We start from the raw sequence: 18,532 nt of genomic DNA on the forward strand, positions 1-18,532 counted from the left end.
ATCAGGCCTTAATGGCTTTCAATACATTGATCATTTCAAGCGCGGTCAGTGCAGCTTCTGCACCTTTGTTACCGGCTTTGGTGCCAGCACGTTCGATGGCTTGTTCAATACTTTCGGTGGTCAGCACGCCGAACGCGACAGGAATTTCAGCATCCTGCGCAACGTGCGCCAGACCGTTGCTTGCACCGCCCGCAACGTATTCGAAGTGCGCAGTGCCGCCACGAATAACGGTACCCAGTGCAATCACCGCGTCGTATTTACCGGTTTTCGCCAGCGCGCCGGCTGCCAGTGGCAGTTCATAAGCACCTGGTACCCAAACGACGGTAATATTGTCATCTTTAACCTGGCCGATACGTTTCAGGGCGTCAACCGCACCTTCCAGCAGGCTATCGTTGATGAAGTTGTTGAAACGCGCAATGGTGATGGCGACGCGAGCGTCCGGGGTAGCTACAGCAGCTTCAATAATGTTCATACTCTTCCTTTACGGGTTCATTTGGCCCCGCAGGGGGGCGGATTTTATCATAATACTTTGCGTACTGCTTCCCTATTTCGGGAGCAATTACGCTGTCGTTAAATGGAGGCAGACATCCGGACCCACCGGACGAATCTCGCTGAATGAAAGTTGCGGCGCATCGGCCAGTTTTTCAAGGCCGGGCAGCACAAACAGGCCGCGGGCATCGTTTCCTAATAGTTTAGGCGCAACGTAGACGAGAAGCTCATCCACCAGCCCCGCCTGGAGCAGCGCGCCCGCGAGCGTCGGACCAGCTTCGACCCAGATGCTGTTCACCTGCTGTTTGCCGAGCAACATCATCAGCACCACGAGATCCAGATGTCCGTTATGCTCCGGCACCATAATGCTGCGCACGCCTTCCGGCCACTCGCGCGCATCTTCCTGGGTGCGCGCAATCCAGGTTTCACCCGGCTGCTGCACGATGCGGTGCTCCGGCATCACGCGGTTCTGGCTATCAATAATAATGCGCAGCGGCTGGCGCAGGTTCTCCTGCGGATAAAGCGCCTGGGTCTCCGCATTCAGCTCATCCCAGCGCACGGTCATCGCCGGATCGTCAGCCAGCACCGTTTCACTGCTGGTGAGAATAGCATGACTTTGTGCGCGCAGACGTTGCACATCGCGCCTTGCCTGCGGCGAGGTGATCCACTGGCTCTCGCCGTTGGCCATTGCCGTGCGGCCATCCAGCGAGGCACCCAGCTTAAGCTGGATATACGGAAAACCGGTGCGCATGCGCTTCAGGAAGCCTTTGTTGATGGCTTCAGCATCTTGCATCATCAGGCCGTGGCTGACGTCGATCCCTTCCTGTTGCAGACGATACAGGCCGCGGCCTGCCACCTGCGGGTTAGGATCCTGCATAGCGGCGACCACGCGGGAGACCCCTGCCGCAATCAGCGCTTCACAGCACGGCGGCGTGCGCCCGTGGTGGCTGCATGGCTCCAGCGTCACGTAGGCCGTCGCGCCTCGCGCGTTCTCCCCCGCCATACGCAGGGCATGCACTTCAGCATGCGGCTCGCCTGCGCGGTAGTGAAAACCTTCCCCCACAATCTCGCCATCTTTAACAATGACGCACCCGACGTTGGGGTTAGGGTGAGTGGTAAACCGACCGCGCTGCGCCAGCTTCATGGCTCGCGCCATGTACATCTCGTCGTGCATGGGCTTAATCCTGTAAGCGGGCGATTTCTTCGCCAAACTCTTTGATGTCTTCAAAGCTGCGGTAAACGGAGGCGAAGCGGATATAAGCAACTTTATCGAGCTTTTTCAGCTGTTCCATCACCAGATTACCAATCATTTTGCTCGGCACTTCGCGCTCGCCTAACCCACGCAGATAGGATTTGATGTGGTTTAACGCCATTTCGACGTCATCGGAGCTGACGGGCCGTTTTTCCAGCGCCTTGAGCATCCCGCTGCGCAGTTTTTCTTCATTGAACGGTTCGCGCACATCGTTACTTTTTACCACGCGCGGCATGACCAGCTCTGCCACCTCGAAGGTGGTAAAACGCTCGTTGCACACCAGACACTGCCGGCGACGGCGCACGGAAGACCCTTCGCCTACAAGACGTGAGTCGATGACTTTGGTATCCACGGCGGAGCAAAATGGGCAATGCATACGATGTCCCTGTTATCTGGTTAACTGATTTCTATTTTACCCTGAACTGGCCCGACAACAAAGGAAGAGCTTTTTGAGACAAAGGATCTATGCCTGGCGGCACTATCCTGTCTACCATTGCAGCACTCTGTGATTTCAAGGAATTAAACGCAATGACAAGACGTTACCTGAAAATCGTGCTGGTGGGGAGCCTGTTCACGCTCAGCGCCTGCGCACAGCAAAGTGAAGTCCGCGAGATGAAACAAAGCGTGAATACGCTCAACGTGGCGATGAACAAACTTAACCAGGAAACCGTGAAGATCACCCAGCAGAACGCGCTGAATGCCAAATCCAGCAATGGCGTTTATCTGTTGCCAGAGGCTAATACGCCTGCACGACTCAACAGCCAGATTGGCATGCTAAAAATGTCTCTGGTGAATGTTGCAGCCAATGCGGATGGTACGCGCGCAACATTGCGTATCCAGGGTGAGTCCAACGATCCGCTTCCGGCCTTTACCGGCACCGTGGAGTGGGGAGAGATTCAGGGCACTACCGAGAACTATCAGGAAGTGAACGTAAAGAACCAGCTTTTCACCGCCCCCGCCAGCACGCTGGCGCCAAGCGACGTAGACATCCCGGTTCAGCTGAGCGGCCTGACGCCGGAACAGTTAGGCTTTATCCGCATTCACGACATTCAACCCGCCGCGCAATAACCTCCCCTTTTAGCGGAGTGAAATGTCACTCCGCTAACATTTACATTTCGTATGGATTGGCAACATAAATGATTGTCGCTACAATCCCGCCCGTCTAAAGTACGCAAACGTGAACGCAATCGATTACGTATGTGAGAGATATGTGAAACAACACATATTTTTGTGAGCAAGGATTCCTATAATAGGCTCCGCAGAAACACGAAATATTTAGAAACGCAATTCGCGCATTTTTCACTCCCGGAAGGGAATTTCAATCAGTGGCATGATTATGAAAAAAACATTACTCGCAGCCGGTGCAGTTCTGGCACTCTCCTCCTCTTTCACGGCTAACGCTGCGGAGAATACCAAGCCAGAATATGTTTCTGACTGGTGGCATCAGAGCGTTAACGTTGTGGGCAGTTACCACACCCGTTTCGGACCGCAGATCCGTAACGATACCTACCTTGAGTACGAAGCGTTCGCAAAAAAAGACTGGTTTGATTTCTATGGCTACATGGATGCACCGGTCTTCTTCGGTGGTAACACCGACGCGAAAGGTATCTGGAACCATGGTTCCCCTCTGTTCATGGAGATCGAGCCGCGCTTCTCCATCGACAAGCTGACCGGCACCAGCCTGGCGTTTGGTCCGTTCAAAGAGTGGTATTTCGCAAACAACTACATCTACGACATGGGCCGCAACAAGTCTGGTCGTCAGAGCACATGGTATATGGGTCTGGGCACCGACATTGAGACTGGCCTGCCAATGAGCCTGTCCATGAACGTGTATGCAAAATACCAGTGGCAGAACTACGGTGCCGCGAACGAAAACGAATGGGACGGCTACCGTTTCAAAGTGAAATACTTTGTGCCAATCACCCAGCTGTGGGGCGGTAACCTGAGCTACATCGGCTTCACCAACTTTGACTGGGGTTCAGACCTGGGCGACAACGACTTCCGCGATCTGAACGGCAAGAAGGCGCGCACCAATGACTCCATCGCCTCCAGCCACATCCTGGCGCTGAACTACGATCACTGGCACTACTCTGTTGTTGCGCGTTACTGGCACAACGGTGGTCAGTGGAACGACGACGCGAGCCTGAACTTCGGCAACGGCGACTTCAGCGTGCGTTCTACCGGTTGGGGTGGTTATCTGGTGGTGGGTTACAACTTCTAATCCTGCGTTGAGTGCCGGGTGGCGGCACGCCTTACCCGGCCTAAAAAAATGATGCTCTCCTGATACAAAAAGCCAGCTATCCAGCTGGCTTTTTTTACGGCTTAATCTCGCAAAAAAAATCCCGGCCAACAGGCCGGGATTTCGATACCGCGTAAGACGATCGCTTACGGCAGAATAGACGGCTGATCCGCCCCTTCTTTCTCGACTTTCTGCTGGATCAGATGCTCGCGCTTCATACCCAGCTTCAGCGCCAGCGCGGACGCCACGTAGATAGACGAGGCCGTACCGATAGACACACCAATCAGCATGGTCAGCGAGAAGCCTTCCAGCACCGGACCACCGAACAGGAACAGCATCAGGATCACCATCAGGGTTGTACCGGAGGTGATCAACGTACGGTGCAGCGTCTGGGTCAACGACACGTTAAAGATTTCGTACGGCGTACCGCGACGGATCTTACGGAAGTTTTCACGAATACGGTCAGAGACCACGATACTGTCGTTCAGTGAGTAACCGATAACGGACATCAGGGATGCCACAATTGTCAGGTCAATCTCAATATGGAACAGAGACAGTATGCCCATGGTGATCACCACGTCGTGCGCCAGGGCGATAACCACGCCTGCCGCCAGTCGCCACTCAAAGCGGAAACCGACGTAAATCAGGATCGAGATCAGCGCCACCAGCAGCGCCATCGCACCGGTTTGCGCCAGGTCTGCACCGACGCTCGGGCCGACGAACTCAATACGCTTAACCGTCGCGTCCTGGCTGGTCGTTTCGTTAATAACCTGGACGACCTTGCTGCCCAGCTCCTGGCTGCCGTTGGCATCGTGTACCGGAGGCATACGCACCATGATGTCGCGGCTGCTGCCGAAGTTCTGGAGCAGCGGCTCTTCAAAGCCCGCCTTTTGCAGAGACTCACGCATCTGGTCCATATCGACCGGTTTTTCCAGGGTAATTTCGATCACCGTACCACCGGTGAAGTCCAGACCCCAGTTAAAGCCTTTTACGCCCATAATGACGATGGACAAAATCAGCAGAAAACCTGAAATGCCGAAGGCCCAGTAGTCCCAGCGCATAAAGTCCCAGACTTTACGGCCGTGGTTCAATTGTTCAACAGTATATTCCTGTGCCACAACGCACTCCTCAGATAGACAGCTTTTTGACGCGCTTGCCGCCGTACAGCAGGTTCACGATGGCACGGGTGCCGACAATAGCGGTAAACATCGACGTTGCGACACCGATACCGGTAGTAATCGCAAAGCCTTTGATCGCGCCAGTACCCACTGCATACAGGATAAGAACCTTTATCAGTGTTGTTACGTTCGCATCGAAGATGGAGCTGAACGCCCCTTTATAGCCTTCTTCAATCGCCTGCTGTACAGAACGACCGTTGCTCAGCTCTTCTTTGATACGTTCGTTTATCAGTACGTTGGCGTCGACCGCCACCGCAAGGGTCAGGACGATACCCGCGATACCCGGCATGGTTAGCGTCGCCCCCGGTAGCAGGGACATGATGCCGATGATCAGCACCAGGTTGGCAATCAGCGCAGACGTCGCAATCAGGCCGAACTTCTTGTAGAAGAAGATCATGAAGATGATGGACACCGCCAGGCCGGCCAGACACGCTTCCAGACCCTGCTTGATGTTCTGCATACCCAGGGTTGGACCGATGGTACGTTCTTCAACAATCTGAATTGGCGCAATCAGCGCACCAGCACGCAGCAGCAGAGAGAGCTGACGCGCTTCGTTCGGGTTGCTGATACCGGTAATACGGAAGCTGTTACCCAGACGAGACTGGATGTTGGCGATGTTGATCACCTCTTCCTCTTTCACCAGCACCGCACGGCCATTGGCGTCTTTCTTGCCGCTGTCTTTGTACTCCACGAACAGGGTCGCCATCGGCTTGCCGATGTTGTCCTTGGTGAAGTTAGACATGATGTTGCCACCTGCGCTATCAAGCGAGATATTCACCTGCGGCTGGTTGTACTCATCCTGGCTTGAAGTGGAGTCGGTGATATGGTCACCGGTCAGGATCACGCGTTTGTACAGCACAACCGGCTGGCCTTCGCGGGTCTGTTTCACTTCGGAATCGCCCGGAACACGGCCTGAGGCCGCAGCAGCCTGATCGACGTTGGAATTCACCAGACGGAACTCCAGGGTTGCTGTCGCACCCAGAATCTCTTTCGCACGTGCGGTATCCTGGATACCCGGCAGCTCAACCACGATACGGTCAGCACCCTGACGCTGTACCAGTGGCTCAGCCACGCCCAGCTGGTTTACACGGTTACGCAGAATGTTGATGTTCTGCTGAACGGCGTATTCACGGGCTTCACTCAGACGCGCGTCGGTCATGACCGCACGCAGCTGGTTGCTGCCCTGAGAGGTGATCACCAGATCGCGGTGACGCTGAGACAGATAAGTCACAGCCTGATCGCGTGCCGCGCTGTCGCGGAACGTGATGCTCATACCGTAATTATCTTCTTTGCGTACGGTGGTGTACGGAATGCCCTTATCGCGCAGATCGCTGCGCAGGCTGTCGATATTCTGTTCCTGTAGCTTGCCGAGCGCGGTATCCATATCCACTTCCATCAGGAAGTGAACACCACCACGCAGGTCAAGACCCAGTTTCATTGGCTCTGCGTTCAGCGCAGCCAGCCAGCGCGGGGTTGCAGGAGCAAGGTTAAGCGCCACGACGTATTTATCACCCAGCACGCCCATCAGCGCTTCACGTGCGCGAAGCTGCGTGTCGGTGGTGTCGAAGCGAGCAAGAATTGCGCCCTCTTCCAGTGCCACAGACTTAGCGGTAATTTTTTCTTCTTGTAACGTTTTCTGGACCTGGATCAGCGTTTGCTCACTGGCGGCGACACCGCGCGCGCCAGTGATTTGAACGGCCGGATCCTCACCATACAGGTTGGGAAGCGCGTACAGCAGGCCGACGATAATCACGACGACCAGCATGATGTACTTCCACAAAGGATAACGGTTTAACACGGCAGTTCCCTTTGGGAAAAGTTGGGATTACAGCGCCTTCATGGTGCCTTTCGGCAGAACGGCAGCTACGAAGTCACGTTTGATAACCACTTCAGTGGTGTCGTTGAGGGCGATAGCAATGTAGCCGTTTTCCGCTACTTTGGTTACGCGACCTACCAGGCCACCATTGGTCAGGACTTCATCGCCTTTCGCGATGGAGTTCATCAGGTTTTTGTGCTCTTTAGTACGCTTCTGCTGTGGACGCAGGATCATAAAGTAGAAGATCAGACCGAACACAACCAGCATCAGAATCAGAGACATCGGGCTGCCCTGCGCTGGTGCGCCCGTTGCTGCTACCGCATCAGAAATAAAAAAGCTCATTCAAATTCCCTCATTATTAAAATTAATCAACGTTCAACGGTGGAACATCCCGCCCCTGACGTTGGTAGAAATCGGTCACGAAGCTCTCTAATTTACCCTCTTCGATAGCCTTACGTAAACCAGCCATTAAGCGCTGATAATAACGAAGATTATGAATGGTATTGAGACGCGCGCCCAAAATCTCGTTGCAACGATCGAGATGATGCAGATACGCGCGAGAATAATTGCGACAGGTATAGCAATCGCACTCGGAATCGAGCGGGCTGGTGTCACTCTTATGCTTCGCGTTACGGATTTTCACCACGCCATCGGTAACAAACAGATGACCGTTACGTGCGTTTCGGGTAGGCATCACGCAGTCGAACATATCAATGCCGCGACGTACGCCTTCCACCAGATCTTCTGGTTTACCCACCCCCATCAGGTATCGTGGTTTATCCGCCGGGATTTGCGGGCAGACATGCTCCAGAATGCGGTGCATATCTTCCTTCGGCTCACCCACAGCCAAACCGCCGACAGCGTAGCCATCAAAGCCTATCTCTACCAGACCTTTAACGGAGATATCGCGTAAATCTTCGTAAACGCTGCCCTGAATAATGCCGAACAGCGCATTTTTGTTTTGCAGGGAATCAAAACGGTCACGGCTACGCTTCGCCCAGCGCAGGGACATCTCCATGGAGCGTTTCGCATAGTCCCAGTCTGCCGGGTATGGCGTACATTCATCGAAGATCATCACAATATCGGAGCCGAGATCGTACTGAATCTCCATCGATTTTTCCGGATCGAGGAAGATCGGATCGCCGTTGATCGGGTTACGGAAGTGTACGCCCTGCTCGGTGATCTTACGGATATCGCCCAGGCTGAAGACCTGGAAACCGCCGGAGTCAGTCAGTATCGGGCCTTTCCACTGCATGAAATCGTGCAGATCGCCGTGGAGCTTCATGATCTCCTGGCCCGGACGCAGCCACAGGTGGAAGGTGTTGCCGAGGATAATCTGTGCGCCCGTGGCCTCAACTTCTTCCGGCGTCATCCCTTTTACGGTGCCGTAGGTGCCAACAGGCATAAACGCGGGGGTTTCCACCACGCCGCGATCAAACACCAGGCGACCGCGACGCGCGCGACCGTCGGTGGTATCAAGTTCAAATTTCATTTTTTCTCCGACGTCAGAAAAACAGTCCAACGTTGTCATACGGTGCCGCGGACTTATTCCCCGACACGCTCATTCAAAGCCTGCGGATTGTACGTGATAAACATCGCGTCACCGTAGCTAAAAAAGCGATATTTTTGTTCTACCGCAGACTTGTAGGCATTCATCGTATGCTGATACCCCGCAAACGCGGACACCAGCATAATCAATGTAGATTCAGGCAGATGGAAGTTGGTCACCAGCGCATCAATGACTTTGTACTGATAGCCCGGGTAGATAAAGATCTGCGTATCGCCAAAGAACGGCTCAATCAACTCGCTTTTCGCAGCCTGCGCGGCGCTCTCAAGAGAACGCACGGAGGTCGTTCCGACAGCCACGACGCGGCTGCCGCGCGCTTTCGCCGCCAGCACCGCATCCACAACCTCCTGCGGCACTTCGGCGTACTCCGAGTGCATGATGTGGTCTTCAATGCTGTCCACGCGCACCGGCTGGAACGTACCCGCGCCGACGTGCAGCGTGACAAACGCCATCTCAATACCTTTGGCGCGCAGCTTTTCCAGCAGCGGTTCATCAAAGTGCAGGCCCGCGGTCGGCGCCGCGACCGCGCCAGGCTTCTGGCTGTAGACGGTCTGATACAGCTCGCGGTCGGCCTCTTCGTCCGGGCGCTCAATATACGGCGGCAGCGGCATGTGGCCGATGGTGTTGAGAATATCAAGCACCGTGCGCTCGTCGTCGAACGCCACTTCAAACAGCGCGTCGTGACGCGCGGTCATAGTCGCTTTAATGCTCTCGTCATCGCCCAGCAGCAGCTCAGCGCCCGGCTTCGGCGCTTTGGAGGCGCGAATATGTGCCAGAATACGTTTATCATCGAGCATACGTTCGACCAGCACTTCAATTTTACCGCCGCTGGCCTTACGGCCAAACAGGCGCGCCGGGATCACGCGGGTATTGTTAAAGACCAGCAGATCGCCAGGGTTGAGCTTGTCGAGCAGATCGGTGAAAGTACCGTGCGTCAGCGCGCCCGTTGGCCCGTCCAGTGACAGCAAGCGACAGCTGCTACGCTCAGGCATGGGGTAGTGAGCAATCAGGGATTCAGGTAGTTCAAAGGAGAAATCGGCGACGCGCATGACGTATACTCGTGACTTAAAAACAGGCGGCATAGTCTAGTGCTCGCGCCCTTTTGCTGCAACAACTAGCCGCCACCGGACAAATAAAACGCATGAATTTTCTCGCTCACCTGCATCTGGCCCACCTCGCGAACAGCTCCCTCTCCGGCAATTTGCTGGCCGATTTCGTGCGCGGCAACCCCGCGGAAGACTACTCCCCCGAGGTTGTCGACGGGATTTTTATGCACCGCCGCATCGACGTGCTGACCGATAACCTGCCGGAAGTAACGGAAGCCAAAGCCTGGTTCCGCCCCGAAACGCGACGCGTGGCGCCAATCACGCTCGACGTCATGTGGGATCATTTCCTGTCGCGCCACTGGTCACAGCTGTCGACTGACATGACGCTGCCAGAGTTTGTGCGCTACGCCCACGCGCAGGTCTCAATCATTTTGCCGGACTCCCCGCCGCGCTTTGTCAATCTGAATAACTATCTGTGGTCTGAACGCTGGCTGGAGCGATACCGCGAGATGGATTTTATTCAGAGCGTCCTGAACGGCATGGCGAGCCGCCGCCCGCGTCTGGACGCGCTGCGCGACTCATGGCATGACCTGGATGAACATTACGATGCGCTGGAAACCCGCTTCTGGCAGTTCTACCCGCGTATGATGATGCAGGCAAAAAATAAAGAACTGTGATGCCGGTTTGATTGATAGGTAAAAACTGGTGGAACGATTGTTACCACCTCTTTGTCTTATTCCCGCGCAGTCTCTATACTGGCCCGCGTTGCGTTCCAAATAACCTTAGTATCTACAGGAGAATCATATGGTTCTGGTAACTCGTCCGGCCCCGGATTTTACAGCTGCCGCAGTTCTGGGTAACGGTGAAATCGTTGAGAACTTCAACTTCAAACAGCACACCAACGGTAAAGCAACCGTTCTGTTCTTCTGGCCAATGGACTTCACTTTCGTTTGCCCGTCTGAGCTGATCGCGTTCGACAAACGTTACGAAGAATTCCAGAAGCGTGGCGTGGAAGTGGTTGGCGTCTCCTTCGACTCTGAATTTGTACACAACGCATGGCGTAACACCCCTGTCGAAAACGGCGGCATCGGTGCGGTGAAATACGCGATGGTTGCGGACATCAAACGCGAAATCCAGCAGGCTTACGGTATCGAACATCCGGACGCTGGCGTTGCACTGCGTGGTTCTTTCCTGATCGACGCAAACGGCATCGTTCGTCATCAGGTTGTGAACGATCTGCCGCTGGGTCGTAACATCGACGAAATGCTGCGCATGGTTGACGCGCTCCAGTTCCACGAAGAGCACGGTGAAGTGTGCCCGGCTCAGTGGGAAAAAGGTAAAGAAGGTATGGCTGCTTCCCCAGACGGCGTAGCAAAATACCTGTCTGAGAACGTATCCAGCCTGTAATCGGCACGGTTTACGAAGAAGGCCCGCTTATGCGGGCCTTTTTTTATGCCTTACGCTGCGTCTCTCGCCAGATGCGCCAGGCCATTCCCGCCAGCAGCATTACCCCTGCGATCAGTACGCCCCAGACCATCAGCGTTTTCATCCGGCTTTCCTGCTCTGCCGCAGACGTCGCGGTTAAACGCGCCTCGCCACCCAGCGGGACAGCCTCCAGCGTATCGGCCATCGGCAGGGCTGCCAGATCGTAGGTCTTACGCAGCCCGGACGGGATCAGCATATCCATGTCCACGCTTGCCGGTTTAGCGGCCCCGTTCCCCCACGCGAGCAGGTACGGCCCTCTTCCCTGCGCGTTGAACACCAGATCGTAGCGCACGCGTTGCCCGGTCACGCCCGGCAGGTTCTGCGGCAGGCGCGCGTTCAGGGCGTTGATTTTCACCGCCTCGACCAGCCCGCCCGGGAGCGAAACCGGTTCAGACGTTTTACCGCCAAGCTGGTAGATCACCTCTTTTTTCAGCGTATGCCACCGATCTTTGTCCGAACTCCGCCAGGCTATTTCTACCGGGAGAACGCCGTCGCCATTCAGCATGAAGCCAATCGCACTGAGGGGTTGCGGATGCGTCCAGCGCCACACGGCTTCGCTTTCGGATACACGCTCTCCCTCTCCCGCCAGGCTAATGTGTTCAGATCCCGCCTGTGCAGGGGCGTTAATGGCGTTGACGCCGGTTAACGTCAGGGCAGAATGCCCCGTGTTCAGCACCAGAAGCAGATAACGATTCGCCTCAGGGGATAACACCATATCGGTATCGATGCGGTCGAGCTTAAGGCGATCCTGCCCGCTCATCACGTCCAGCAGCGGCATCTCTTCGCGCAGGGCTGACCAGTTTTTCAGATCCTCACCGTAATAGACCGATGAGGTCCCCTGCCACGAGCCCTGCGGCGCGTCCCAAATCAGCTGAAGCTGAGAGAGCGGAACCTCAGCCGCGTTTTCCGGCAGAGTCAGCAGATAGTGCTGTCCGGCCGCCGCCGCTTTCTGCCCTTCCAGCACAATTTCCACGCCGTTTCTGGCCCGCAGCATAATTTTCTCGCCGCTGCCCTCTTCCCTGTCCGGCGAGGCGTTAAGCGCAAAGAGGCGCAGAGGCGTTGTGGTCGGCGCTGGCTGCGGACGCGTTGTGGTAACCAGGCTGAACGGTACCGCCTCCCCCGCCTGATTAAACACGCGGACGTCGCGCAGATCGGGCGATGTGCTCTGCTGGTAGACGGACAACGGCAGCATGACCCGATACCACGGCGACGCTGTTGAGGTATCAAGGGACAGGCCGAAGGCATAATCCCGGGGAGATTCCGCCGGTGCGCTCTCGCTTATCGCCGGACCGGACTGGGCCAGCAGTGCCGCACAAACAACCGCTTTCATCCATTTCATTTTTCTTCTCCTGCTTTAGGCGGTAGCGGCGAGAAATAGCCCACAATCAGGACCAGGATCGCCACGCCAATAAACGCGACGGCGCGCGCCAGACCGCCTCCGCCCGCGCTGTCGACCAGCATCAGCTTGAGCATGACCACGCCCAGCAGCGTCGCACCGCCAAGCCACTGCTGGCGGGAGGCCCGACGGGTGGCGCGGATCATCACCACCAGCGCGCAGAACATCCAGAACAGGGCAAAGGTGGTCTGAATAAGCCGCGAATGCCACAGCGATTCCATGTTCCAGGCCACCTCGCCGTACCATGCCAGCGCGCGCAGCAGCGCGCCGTTGAGCCACCAGAAGCCAAGCGCCATCAGCGCAACGGCGGGCCACGGTCGGGACTGCGCAAGCGATGCCGGATAGTAGCGATCCACGGCCCGATAGAAGACCACCAGCCCCAGCAGGGCGAACGCCGCCCCTTCCTCAAGCGGGTTCACCAGCGGCAGCCAGGTCTGACGATAGACCACGCCGTCCTGGAAATTGGTGACCACCAGCAATGCCATGAGCACCACAACCACCGGTATCATGCTAAGACAGGCATAGAGTGCAGGCCAGACTCGAAACGGCCACGCGCGATGCCGCACGGCCGCGGAGAGCGTCATAATTACCCCACCGCCAACAGCCATGGCGATGCCGCTTCCCCAGGCCGCCATCCCCCACGGCAAGGAGCGGGCAAACCAGTAAAGCTCAGCGCCAAGCGCCAGCAAAATCATCCACAACAGCGACAGGTGCAGCCCCATCGACAGGCGCGGAAGATGTTTTTCTTCGTCGTGCCGCAGCAGCATCAGGGCGGCAGGAAGCGCAATACACCAGGCAAGATTTGCCCAGCCGGCCGCCAGGATCTGCTGGTGCGAGACCTGATACAGTACCATCAGCAGCATCATCGGCCACAGCAGCCATTTACTGGCATCCAGCTCCCGCCATGCCAGACGCGCGGCAATTCGCCGCCAGCCCCAGGCCGACACCGCCGTCAGCGTCAGCACGCCCGCCAGAACCGCTAGCTCCGGCTTAAGGATCAGCTGCGACGCGCCCACCAGCGCCACCAGCCAGAACAGCAGCCCACCGGCCAGCAGCGCCCAGCTGCCCGGCAGAGCGATTTTCCGCCACAGCCAGGCCGCAGCCAGCCAGCAGAGGCTAAGCACCGCGAAGATCAGCAGCAGGCTCAGCGACGTGACGCCGTTCATCTGCGCCCACATGGCGCTGCCGAGCGCCAGGATCAGCAGCGCCGTCCCGCTATAACTCATGCGCCGCTGCTGCTGTTGTACGCCCAGCCACAGGATGCCCAGCCCTTCCAGCGCCCAGGCCATCGCCGTCCAGCGTGCCGACAGCGCCAGCGGGATGGCAAGCGTGGCAAACCCGCCGCCAATCGCCAGCGCCGCCATAACCAGCGGTCGTCCGATGGAGGGGTAACGCCGCAGCGCGAGAAACGCCAGCGAGAGGTAAAACGCACCGTAGCCCAGCGCGCTGAGCGCCGGGCCGTACGTCCAGTGCGACGTCATGCCATACTGCATCCCAAAACCCACCAGCGGCGGGGCAAACAGCAGTACGCCGTCAATAATCTGCTTGCCTTTTTCCTGCGCCCGCAGCGACAGCGCCACGCTAAGCACGCCGAAAATCAGCGTATTGGCGATCAGGAACAGTTGGCAGATGACATAGTCTTCAGGCTGGTAGTCGCTCAGCCCCCACAAGCCGCCAACGCCGAACGTAAAGAGCAGCCCGAGCAGATTGAGCTCGCGCCAGTGCTGCCAGATGCTGATGACGAGAATGCCGATGGACAGCAGAAGATAGAAGGAGAACAGCGCCACAAAGCTTCCCCCGCCCGTCGACAGAAGCAGCGGGGCGAGATATCCGCCGAGGCTCGCCAGCATGGCAAGGCTCAGGGCCCTTTGCAGAACGGCCAGCCCAACGCTCGCCGCGCAAATCACCACCAGCAGCGCAAACGCCAGGGTCATCGGCAGCATCTGCCACAGCCGGAATGCGCCAAAGACGGTCAGGTAGAGTACGCCGGTCGCCCCGCCCTGGAGAATAAGGGCATAGATACGCTGCCTGTGCCGCAGCCGCCAGCCAATGACCAGCAGAACCATGGCAAACAGCGCCGTGGCGGCAAGGCGCAGCTCAAGCGGGAACAGTGAATGTTCAACGGTATAGCGCAGCAGGAAAGAGAGACCCAGGAAGAGCAGCACAATCCCCAGCTTCGCCAGCGGATTGCCCTGCATGAACCAGCGCGTCAGCGAGGAGAGAATGCCGCCAAAGGCGGAAGGCCGTTTTGCCGCCCGTACAGGTGCAGGTTTTGCTTCGGTGACGGGCGGTTCGGGACGCTAGGGATCGACAGGTGCGGTAACGGCCTCTGCCGCAGGTTCCTCCACCGGCGTGACGGCCTGCACCGGCGCCGGCACTTTTCCAGCCACACCACGCTGCTCAAGCGCCTCAATGCGCTGGCGAAGCCGGGCGATCTCCTGCTTCGCCGCCGTGCTTCGGTTAAAGCCGATAACCGCCAGCACGGGTGCCACTACCAGCGCAAAAACCAGGAACAAACAGCCAAGGATGTAAAGCTCGTCCATGTTTCCACCTTCACCGTAAACGATCCGTTAAGATTGACACAAATAGTTGCATTTGCGCCATCTTAAAAGGTGAAAACCCTTCTGCCTGCGGTTAACTGCCGAACCAGACCGCCGCAGAAATAGCGGGAAGCGTGAGCACGCTCTCCAGGAACGTCGCTTTGCCCTCTTTACTCTTCCACGTTTTACCGGCCAGCAGCGGGGAATTGTCCAGCACGACTTCGCACGCCTCGCCCCGGTTGATTGCGACCAGCACGCGCTGCTGGTTATAGACGCGAACAAACACCACCACGTTATCGTGGGCGTACACCACCTGACAGCCCCCGTAGCGCAGAGCCTGGCTCTGCTTGCGCAGCGTCGCCATGCGCTGGTACAGGCTGAACAGGTCCTGATCCTGCTTTTCAGGCTCCCACGGGAAGGTTTTACGGCAGAACGGATCGTTGTTGCCGTCCAGCCCGACTTCATCGCCATAGTAGATGCAGGGTACGCCCGGCCAGGTGAAGAGCCAGGTCACCGCCAGCGGAAGGCGCGCCACATCTTTACCCAGCAGCGACTTAAAGCGCGCGGTATCGTGGCTGTCGAGCTGGTTGAACATCCGCAGCTGCTGCTGATGCGACAGGCTGGCGCGATAGTTATCCATCCACGCCATGCAGGTTTCGGCGTCAATATGCTGCGGATCGTAAGAGATATCGGTGTTAGCGAGGAACCCCCACAGCGGGAAGGTGAAGCCGCGATAGTTCATCGCCGCGTCTTCCGCATCTGCCTGCAACCACTGGCGCGCGTCGCCAAAATGCTCCCCGAAAACGAATGCCTCCGGGCGGGCCATTTTTGCCGAGCGGGTAATGGCGGCGACATGCTGTAGATTATTTCGCGCCGCACCCGCTTCCCCCAGCATATGCACCACGTCCAGCCGCCAGCCGTCCATATTCCACGGCGCCTTGAGCCAGTGGCGCACGATGCTGTCTTCCCCGCCGTAGATCTCATTCACCAGCGAGGGCGACTGGAAATCGAGCTTCGGCAGGCTCGGGTAGCCCAGCCAGTCCAGAGCGCGCCCCTCCTCGTCAAAACTGTACCAGTCACGCTGCGGGGAGTCCGGATTATGGCATGCGCCCCCCATCGACTGATTGTGACGATCAAACCAGCCGTGAGAATCCCCGCTGTGGTTGAACACACCATCGAGGATCAGACGCATACCTTCTTTTTGCGTGTTGTGACGCAGCCGCAGCAGCGCCTCGTCACCGCCAAACTGCTCGTCAACGTGGCGATAATCCTGAGTATCGTATTTGTGCACGCTTGGCGCTTTAAACACCGGGTTCAGGTAGAGCGCCGTCACGCCGAGCATTTTCAGGTACGGCAGTTTTTCACTGATACCGTCGAGATCGCCGCCATAAAAGGTTGATCCCCCCGCCTGGGCGGTCAGCGGCTCATCCCATTTTTTCAGGATGATGTCGTGACCGGCCGCATGATGGTAGTAGACCTTGTCCTGATCGGCGGTGCGCTTTTCAGAACGCGCAAAACGGTCCGGGAAAATCTGGTAAAAGACCTGATCATTAACCCACTGCGGGCCGCTATCAGGGCAGTCCACCGCAAACTGCTCCAGGCGCGCGGGCGGAAAACGGCTAAATCCCTGCGGGGTAAACCACAGCTGACGGTCATTCCACAGCAGCTTAAAGCCGTAACGGCGTCGCGGCTGACCGCTGCGCAAATCGATATTTGCCCGCCACGCCGTGATGCCCGGCTGCGGCTGGCTGCGCACTTTGTGCATTTTCAGCGACGTTTCTTCATTATCCACTTCGGCGCGCAGCGTCACGCGTTCAGGCTGATTTTCCCCCGCCAGCCAGAGCGTAATCACAAGGTTGTCTTTGTTTTGCTTAACAAATGGGGCAACCGGAAGGTGCCAGGCGTTTAACATCACGAATCCCCTTTGATGAAATTGACGTCACCTTGCCACAGGGTTGTTAAGGTTAGCTCACCATGACGGAATTTATTGGGGGAGGAGGACGGGGGATGAGACTTTTTGCCGGGGCAAAAAGGCGTGTAGGCCGGGTAAGCGCAGCGCCACCCGGCATTTTTATCTTACTCTGCTTCCGCCAGCTGGCGGTCGCGGCGGCATTTAAACATCCAGCCCACCAGCAGCAGGACGATCCACGCGAAGCCCACGTACAGGGAGATACGTGTATCCGGGTGATAACCAATCAGGCCAATGATGAAGACAAGGAAGATGAGGCCGACGATGGTCGTTGGCACGCCCCCCGGCACTTTGAACTTGAGCGCTTTGGCCTCTTCTGGCGACAGGCGGCGACGGAACGCAATCTGCGACAGCAGGATCATGATCCACACCCACACGGTGGCGAAGGTCGCCAGCGACGCGATCACCAGGAAGACGTTCTCCGGCATGATGTAGTTCAGGTAGACCGAGAACAGCAGCGCCACGGTCATCACCAGCACCGTTACCCACGGAGTGCCGCGACGCGACGTTTTGGCAAACACCTTCGGCGCGCTGCCCTGTTCTGCCATGCCGTGCAGCATGCGGCCCACGCCGAACACGTCACTGTTGATGGCCGACAGCGAGGCGGTCAGCACCACAAAGTTGAGAATGCTGGCCGCAAACGCAATGCCCATATGCTGGAAGGTCAGAACAAACGGGCTGCCGTTGGTGCCCACCTGGTTCCACGGGTAAATGGACATAATCACAAACAGCGTGCCCACATAGAACACCAGGATGCGCATCGGCACCGAGTTAATGGCGCGCGGAATGGACTTCTCAGGGTCTTTCGCTTCCCCGGCGGTGATGCCGATAATCTCGATACCGCCATAGGCGAACATGACCATCTGAAGCGACATGACCATCCCAAGCCAGCCGTTGCTGAAGAAGCCACCGTTGCTCCAGAGGTTATGAATTCCGGTTGGCTGACCGCCGTTACCGATACCCCAGATAATGATGCCGAAACCGGCGAGGATCATGATGATAATGGTCGCAACCTTGAAGAAGGAGAACCAGAACTCCAGCTCGCCAAACACCTTCACGCTCATCAGGTTAACGGCGCAGATGATCAGCACCACGCTCAGCACCCAGATCCAGTGCGGCACGGCGGGGAACCAGACCCCCATATAGATGCCAAACGCCGTTACGTCAGCAATCGCGACAATCAGGATTTCGAAGCAGTAGGTCCAGCCGGTGATAAAACCGGCCAGCGGGCCCAGGTTTTCCTGCGCGTAGCGTGAAAACGAGCTGGCAGACGGGTTGTGAACCGACATCTCACCCAGCGCGCGCATGATGATATAAGCCGCGGCACCGCCGATGATGTAGGCCAGCAGAACGCTTGGACCGGCCATTTTGATGGCATCTGCCGAGCCATAAAAAAGACCGGTGCCGATAGCCGAGCCCAGCGCCATAAAGCGGATGTGGCGGGTGCTCAATCCACGTTTAAGTTTGTTAGTGCTTTCCATTAAAATCTTGCCATTCAACACGAAAAAAACAAAAAACCACGGGGCCTTAAGCCCCGTGGTTAAACAATTTGTTG

At 57.1% G+C, this 18,532-nt stretch carries 15 protein-coding genes and 1 pseudogene; 4 read left to right on the plus strand and 12 right to left on the minus strand.

Annotation, left to right across the window (positions count from 1 at the left end):
* Position 1: 1 nt before the first annotated feature.
* The 3 genes from ribH to nrdR all read right to left on the minus strand — a co-directional run bounded on the left by ribH (position 2) and on the right by nrdR (position 2,117).
* Positions 2 to 472 (minus strand): 6,7-dimethyl-8-ribityllumazine synthase, encoded by a 471-nt coding sequence (ribH, locus tag A3466_RS17860; RefSeq protein WP_003859098.1) that lies wholly within the window; start codon positions 470 to 472, stop codon positions 2 to 4.
* An 87-nt stretch (positions 473 to 559) separates the two neighbouring features.
* Positions 560 to 1,663, minus strand: coding sequence for a bifunctional diaminohydroxyphosphoribosylaminopyrimidine deaminase/5-amino-6-(5-phosphoribosylamino)uracil reductase RibD (gene ribD, locus A3466_RS17865; RefSeq protein ID WP_063451706.1), 1,104 nt, complete (start codon positions 1,661 to 1,663; stop codon positions 560 to 562).
* Between the two features lie 4 nt (positions 1,664 to 1,667).
* Entirely contained in the window at positions 1,668 to 2,117 is a 450-nt protein-coding gene (gene nrdR / locus A3466_RS17870) for a transcriptional regulator NrdR (RefSeq protein WP_003859099.1), read from the minus strand.
* A 152-nt stretch (positions 2,118 to 2,269) separates the two neighbouring features.
* On the opposite strand from nrdR, the gene A3466_RS17875 reads away from it, so the two are divergent.
* Positions 2,270 to 2,809 carry a DUF3251 domain-containing protein gene (locus A3466_RS17875; protein ID WP_082830955.1) on the plus strand — a complete coding sequence of 180 codons (540 nt, stop codon included), beginning with the start codon at positions 2,270 to 2,272 and terminating at the stop codon, positions 2,807 to 2,809.
* A gap of 268 nt (positions 2,810 to 3,077) precedes the next feature.
* Positions 3,078 to 3,962, plus strand: a complete 885-nt coding sequence (locus A3466_RS17880; protein ID WP_063451799.1) for a nucleoside-specific channel-forming protein Tsx — start codon at positions 3,078 to 3,080, stop codon at positions 3,960 to 3,962.
* Positions 3,963 to 4,126: 164 nt separating this feature from the next.
* On the opposite strand, the gene secF is transcribed toward A3466_RS17880, so the two are convergent.
* Genes secF through queA form a run of 5 tightly spaced genes read right to left on the minus strand, consistent with a single transcriptional unit; the run spans position 4,127 to position 9,590 of the window.
* Positions 4,127 to 5,098 (minus strand): protein translocase subunit SecF, encoded by a 972-nt coding sequence (secF, locus tag A3466_RS17885; protein WP_003859105.1) that lies wholly within the window; start codon positions 5,096 to 5,098, stop codon positions 4,127 to 4,129.
* Between the two features lie 10 nt (positions 5,099 to 5,108).
* Positions 5,109 to 6,956: a protein translocase subunit SecD gene (gene secD, locus A3466_RS17890; protein WP_003859106.1), complete on the minus strand. Its 1,848-nt coding sequence runs from the start codon at positions 6,954 to 6,956 to the stop codon at positions 5,109 to 5,111.
* Positions 6,957 to 6,983: 27 nt separating this feature from the next.
* Positions 6,984 to 7,316: a preprotein translocase subunit YajC gene (gene yajC / locus A3466_RS17895; protein ID WP_003859109.1), complete on the minus strand. Its 333-nt coding sequence runs from the start codon at positions 7,314 to 7,316 to the stop codon at positions 6,984 to 6,986.
* Positions 7,317 to 7,338: 22 nt separating this feature from the next.
* Positions 7,339 to 8,466 carry a tRNA guanosine(34) transglycosylase Tgt gene (gene tgt / locus A3466_RS17900; protein ID WP_003859110.1) on the minus strand — a complete coding sequence of 376 codons (1,128 nt, stop codon included), beginning with the start codon at positions 8,464 to 8,466 and terminating at the stop codon, positions 7,339 to 7,341.
* Between the two features lie 53 nt (positions 8,467 to 8,519).
* The gene (queA, locus tag A3466_RS17905; RefSeq protein ID WP_063451708.1) at positions 8,520 to 9,590 is read right to left on the minus strand and encodes a tRNA preQ1(34) S-adenosylmethionine ribosyltransferase-isomerase QueA; all 1,071 of its coding nucleotides are present in this window, start codon (positions 9,588 to 9,590) and stop codon (positions 8,520 to 8,522) included.
* Between the two features lie 92 nt (positions 9,591 to 9,682).
* Between queA and acpH the strand changes: the two genes are divergently transcribed.
* Positions 9,683 to 10,264 (plus strand): ACP phosphodiesterase, encoded by a 582-nt coding sequence (acpH, locus tag A3466_RS17910; protein WP_063451709.1) that lies wholly within the window; start codon positions 9,683 to 9,685, stop codon positions 10,262 to 10,264.
* Between the two features lie 127 nt (positions 10,265 to 10,391).
* Entirely contained in the window at positions 10,392 to 10,994 is a 603-nt protein-coding gene (locus A3466_RS17915; RefSeq protein ID WP_003859113.1) for a peroxiredoxin C, read from the plus strand.
* A 43-nt stretch (positions 10,995 to 11,037) separates the two neighbouring features.
* Here A3466_RS17915 and A3466_RS17920 read toward each other — a convergent pair whose 3' ends face one another.
* The 4 genes and pseudogenes from A3466_RS17920 to proY form a co-directional block, all read right to left on the minus strand.
* Entirely contained in the window at positions 11,038 to 12,411 is a 1,374-nt protein-coding gene (locus tag A3466_RS17920) for a DUF3999 domain-containing protein (protein ID WP_063451710.1), read from the minus strand.
* Positions 12,408 to 15,011 (minus strand): annotated as a pseudogene (locus A3466_RS17925) (DUF2339 domain-containing protein). Before A3466_RS17925 ends, A3466_RS17920 begins: the two are co-directional and overlap by 4 nt.
* Before the next feature lie 91 nt (positions 15,012 to 15,102).
* On the minus strand, positions 15,103 to 16,920 hold the full coding sequence (gene malZ / locus A3466_RS17930) for a maltodextrin glucosidase (RefSeq protein ID WP_063451711.1): 1,818 nt from the start codon (positions 16,918 to 16,920) through the stop codon (positions 15,103 to 15,105).
* Positions 16,921 to 17,084: 164 nt separating this feature from the next.
* A complete protein-coding gene (gene proY, locus A3466_RS17935; protein WP_063451712.1) occupies positions 17,085 to 18,458 on the minus strand; it encodes a proline-specific permease ProY in 1,374 nt (457 codons plus the stop codon).
* Between the last annotated feature and the right edge of the window lie 74 nt (positions 18,459 to 18,532).

The organism is Enterobacter genomosp. S (genome assembly GCF_001631805.1).
GTDB classification, from domain to species: domain Bacteria; phylum Pseudomonadota; class Gammaproteobacteria; order Enterobacterales; family Enterobacteriaceae; genus Enterobacter; species Enterobacter quasihormaechei.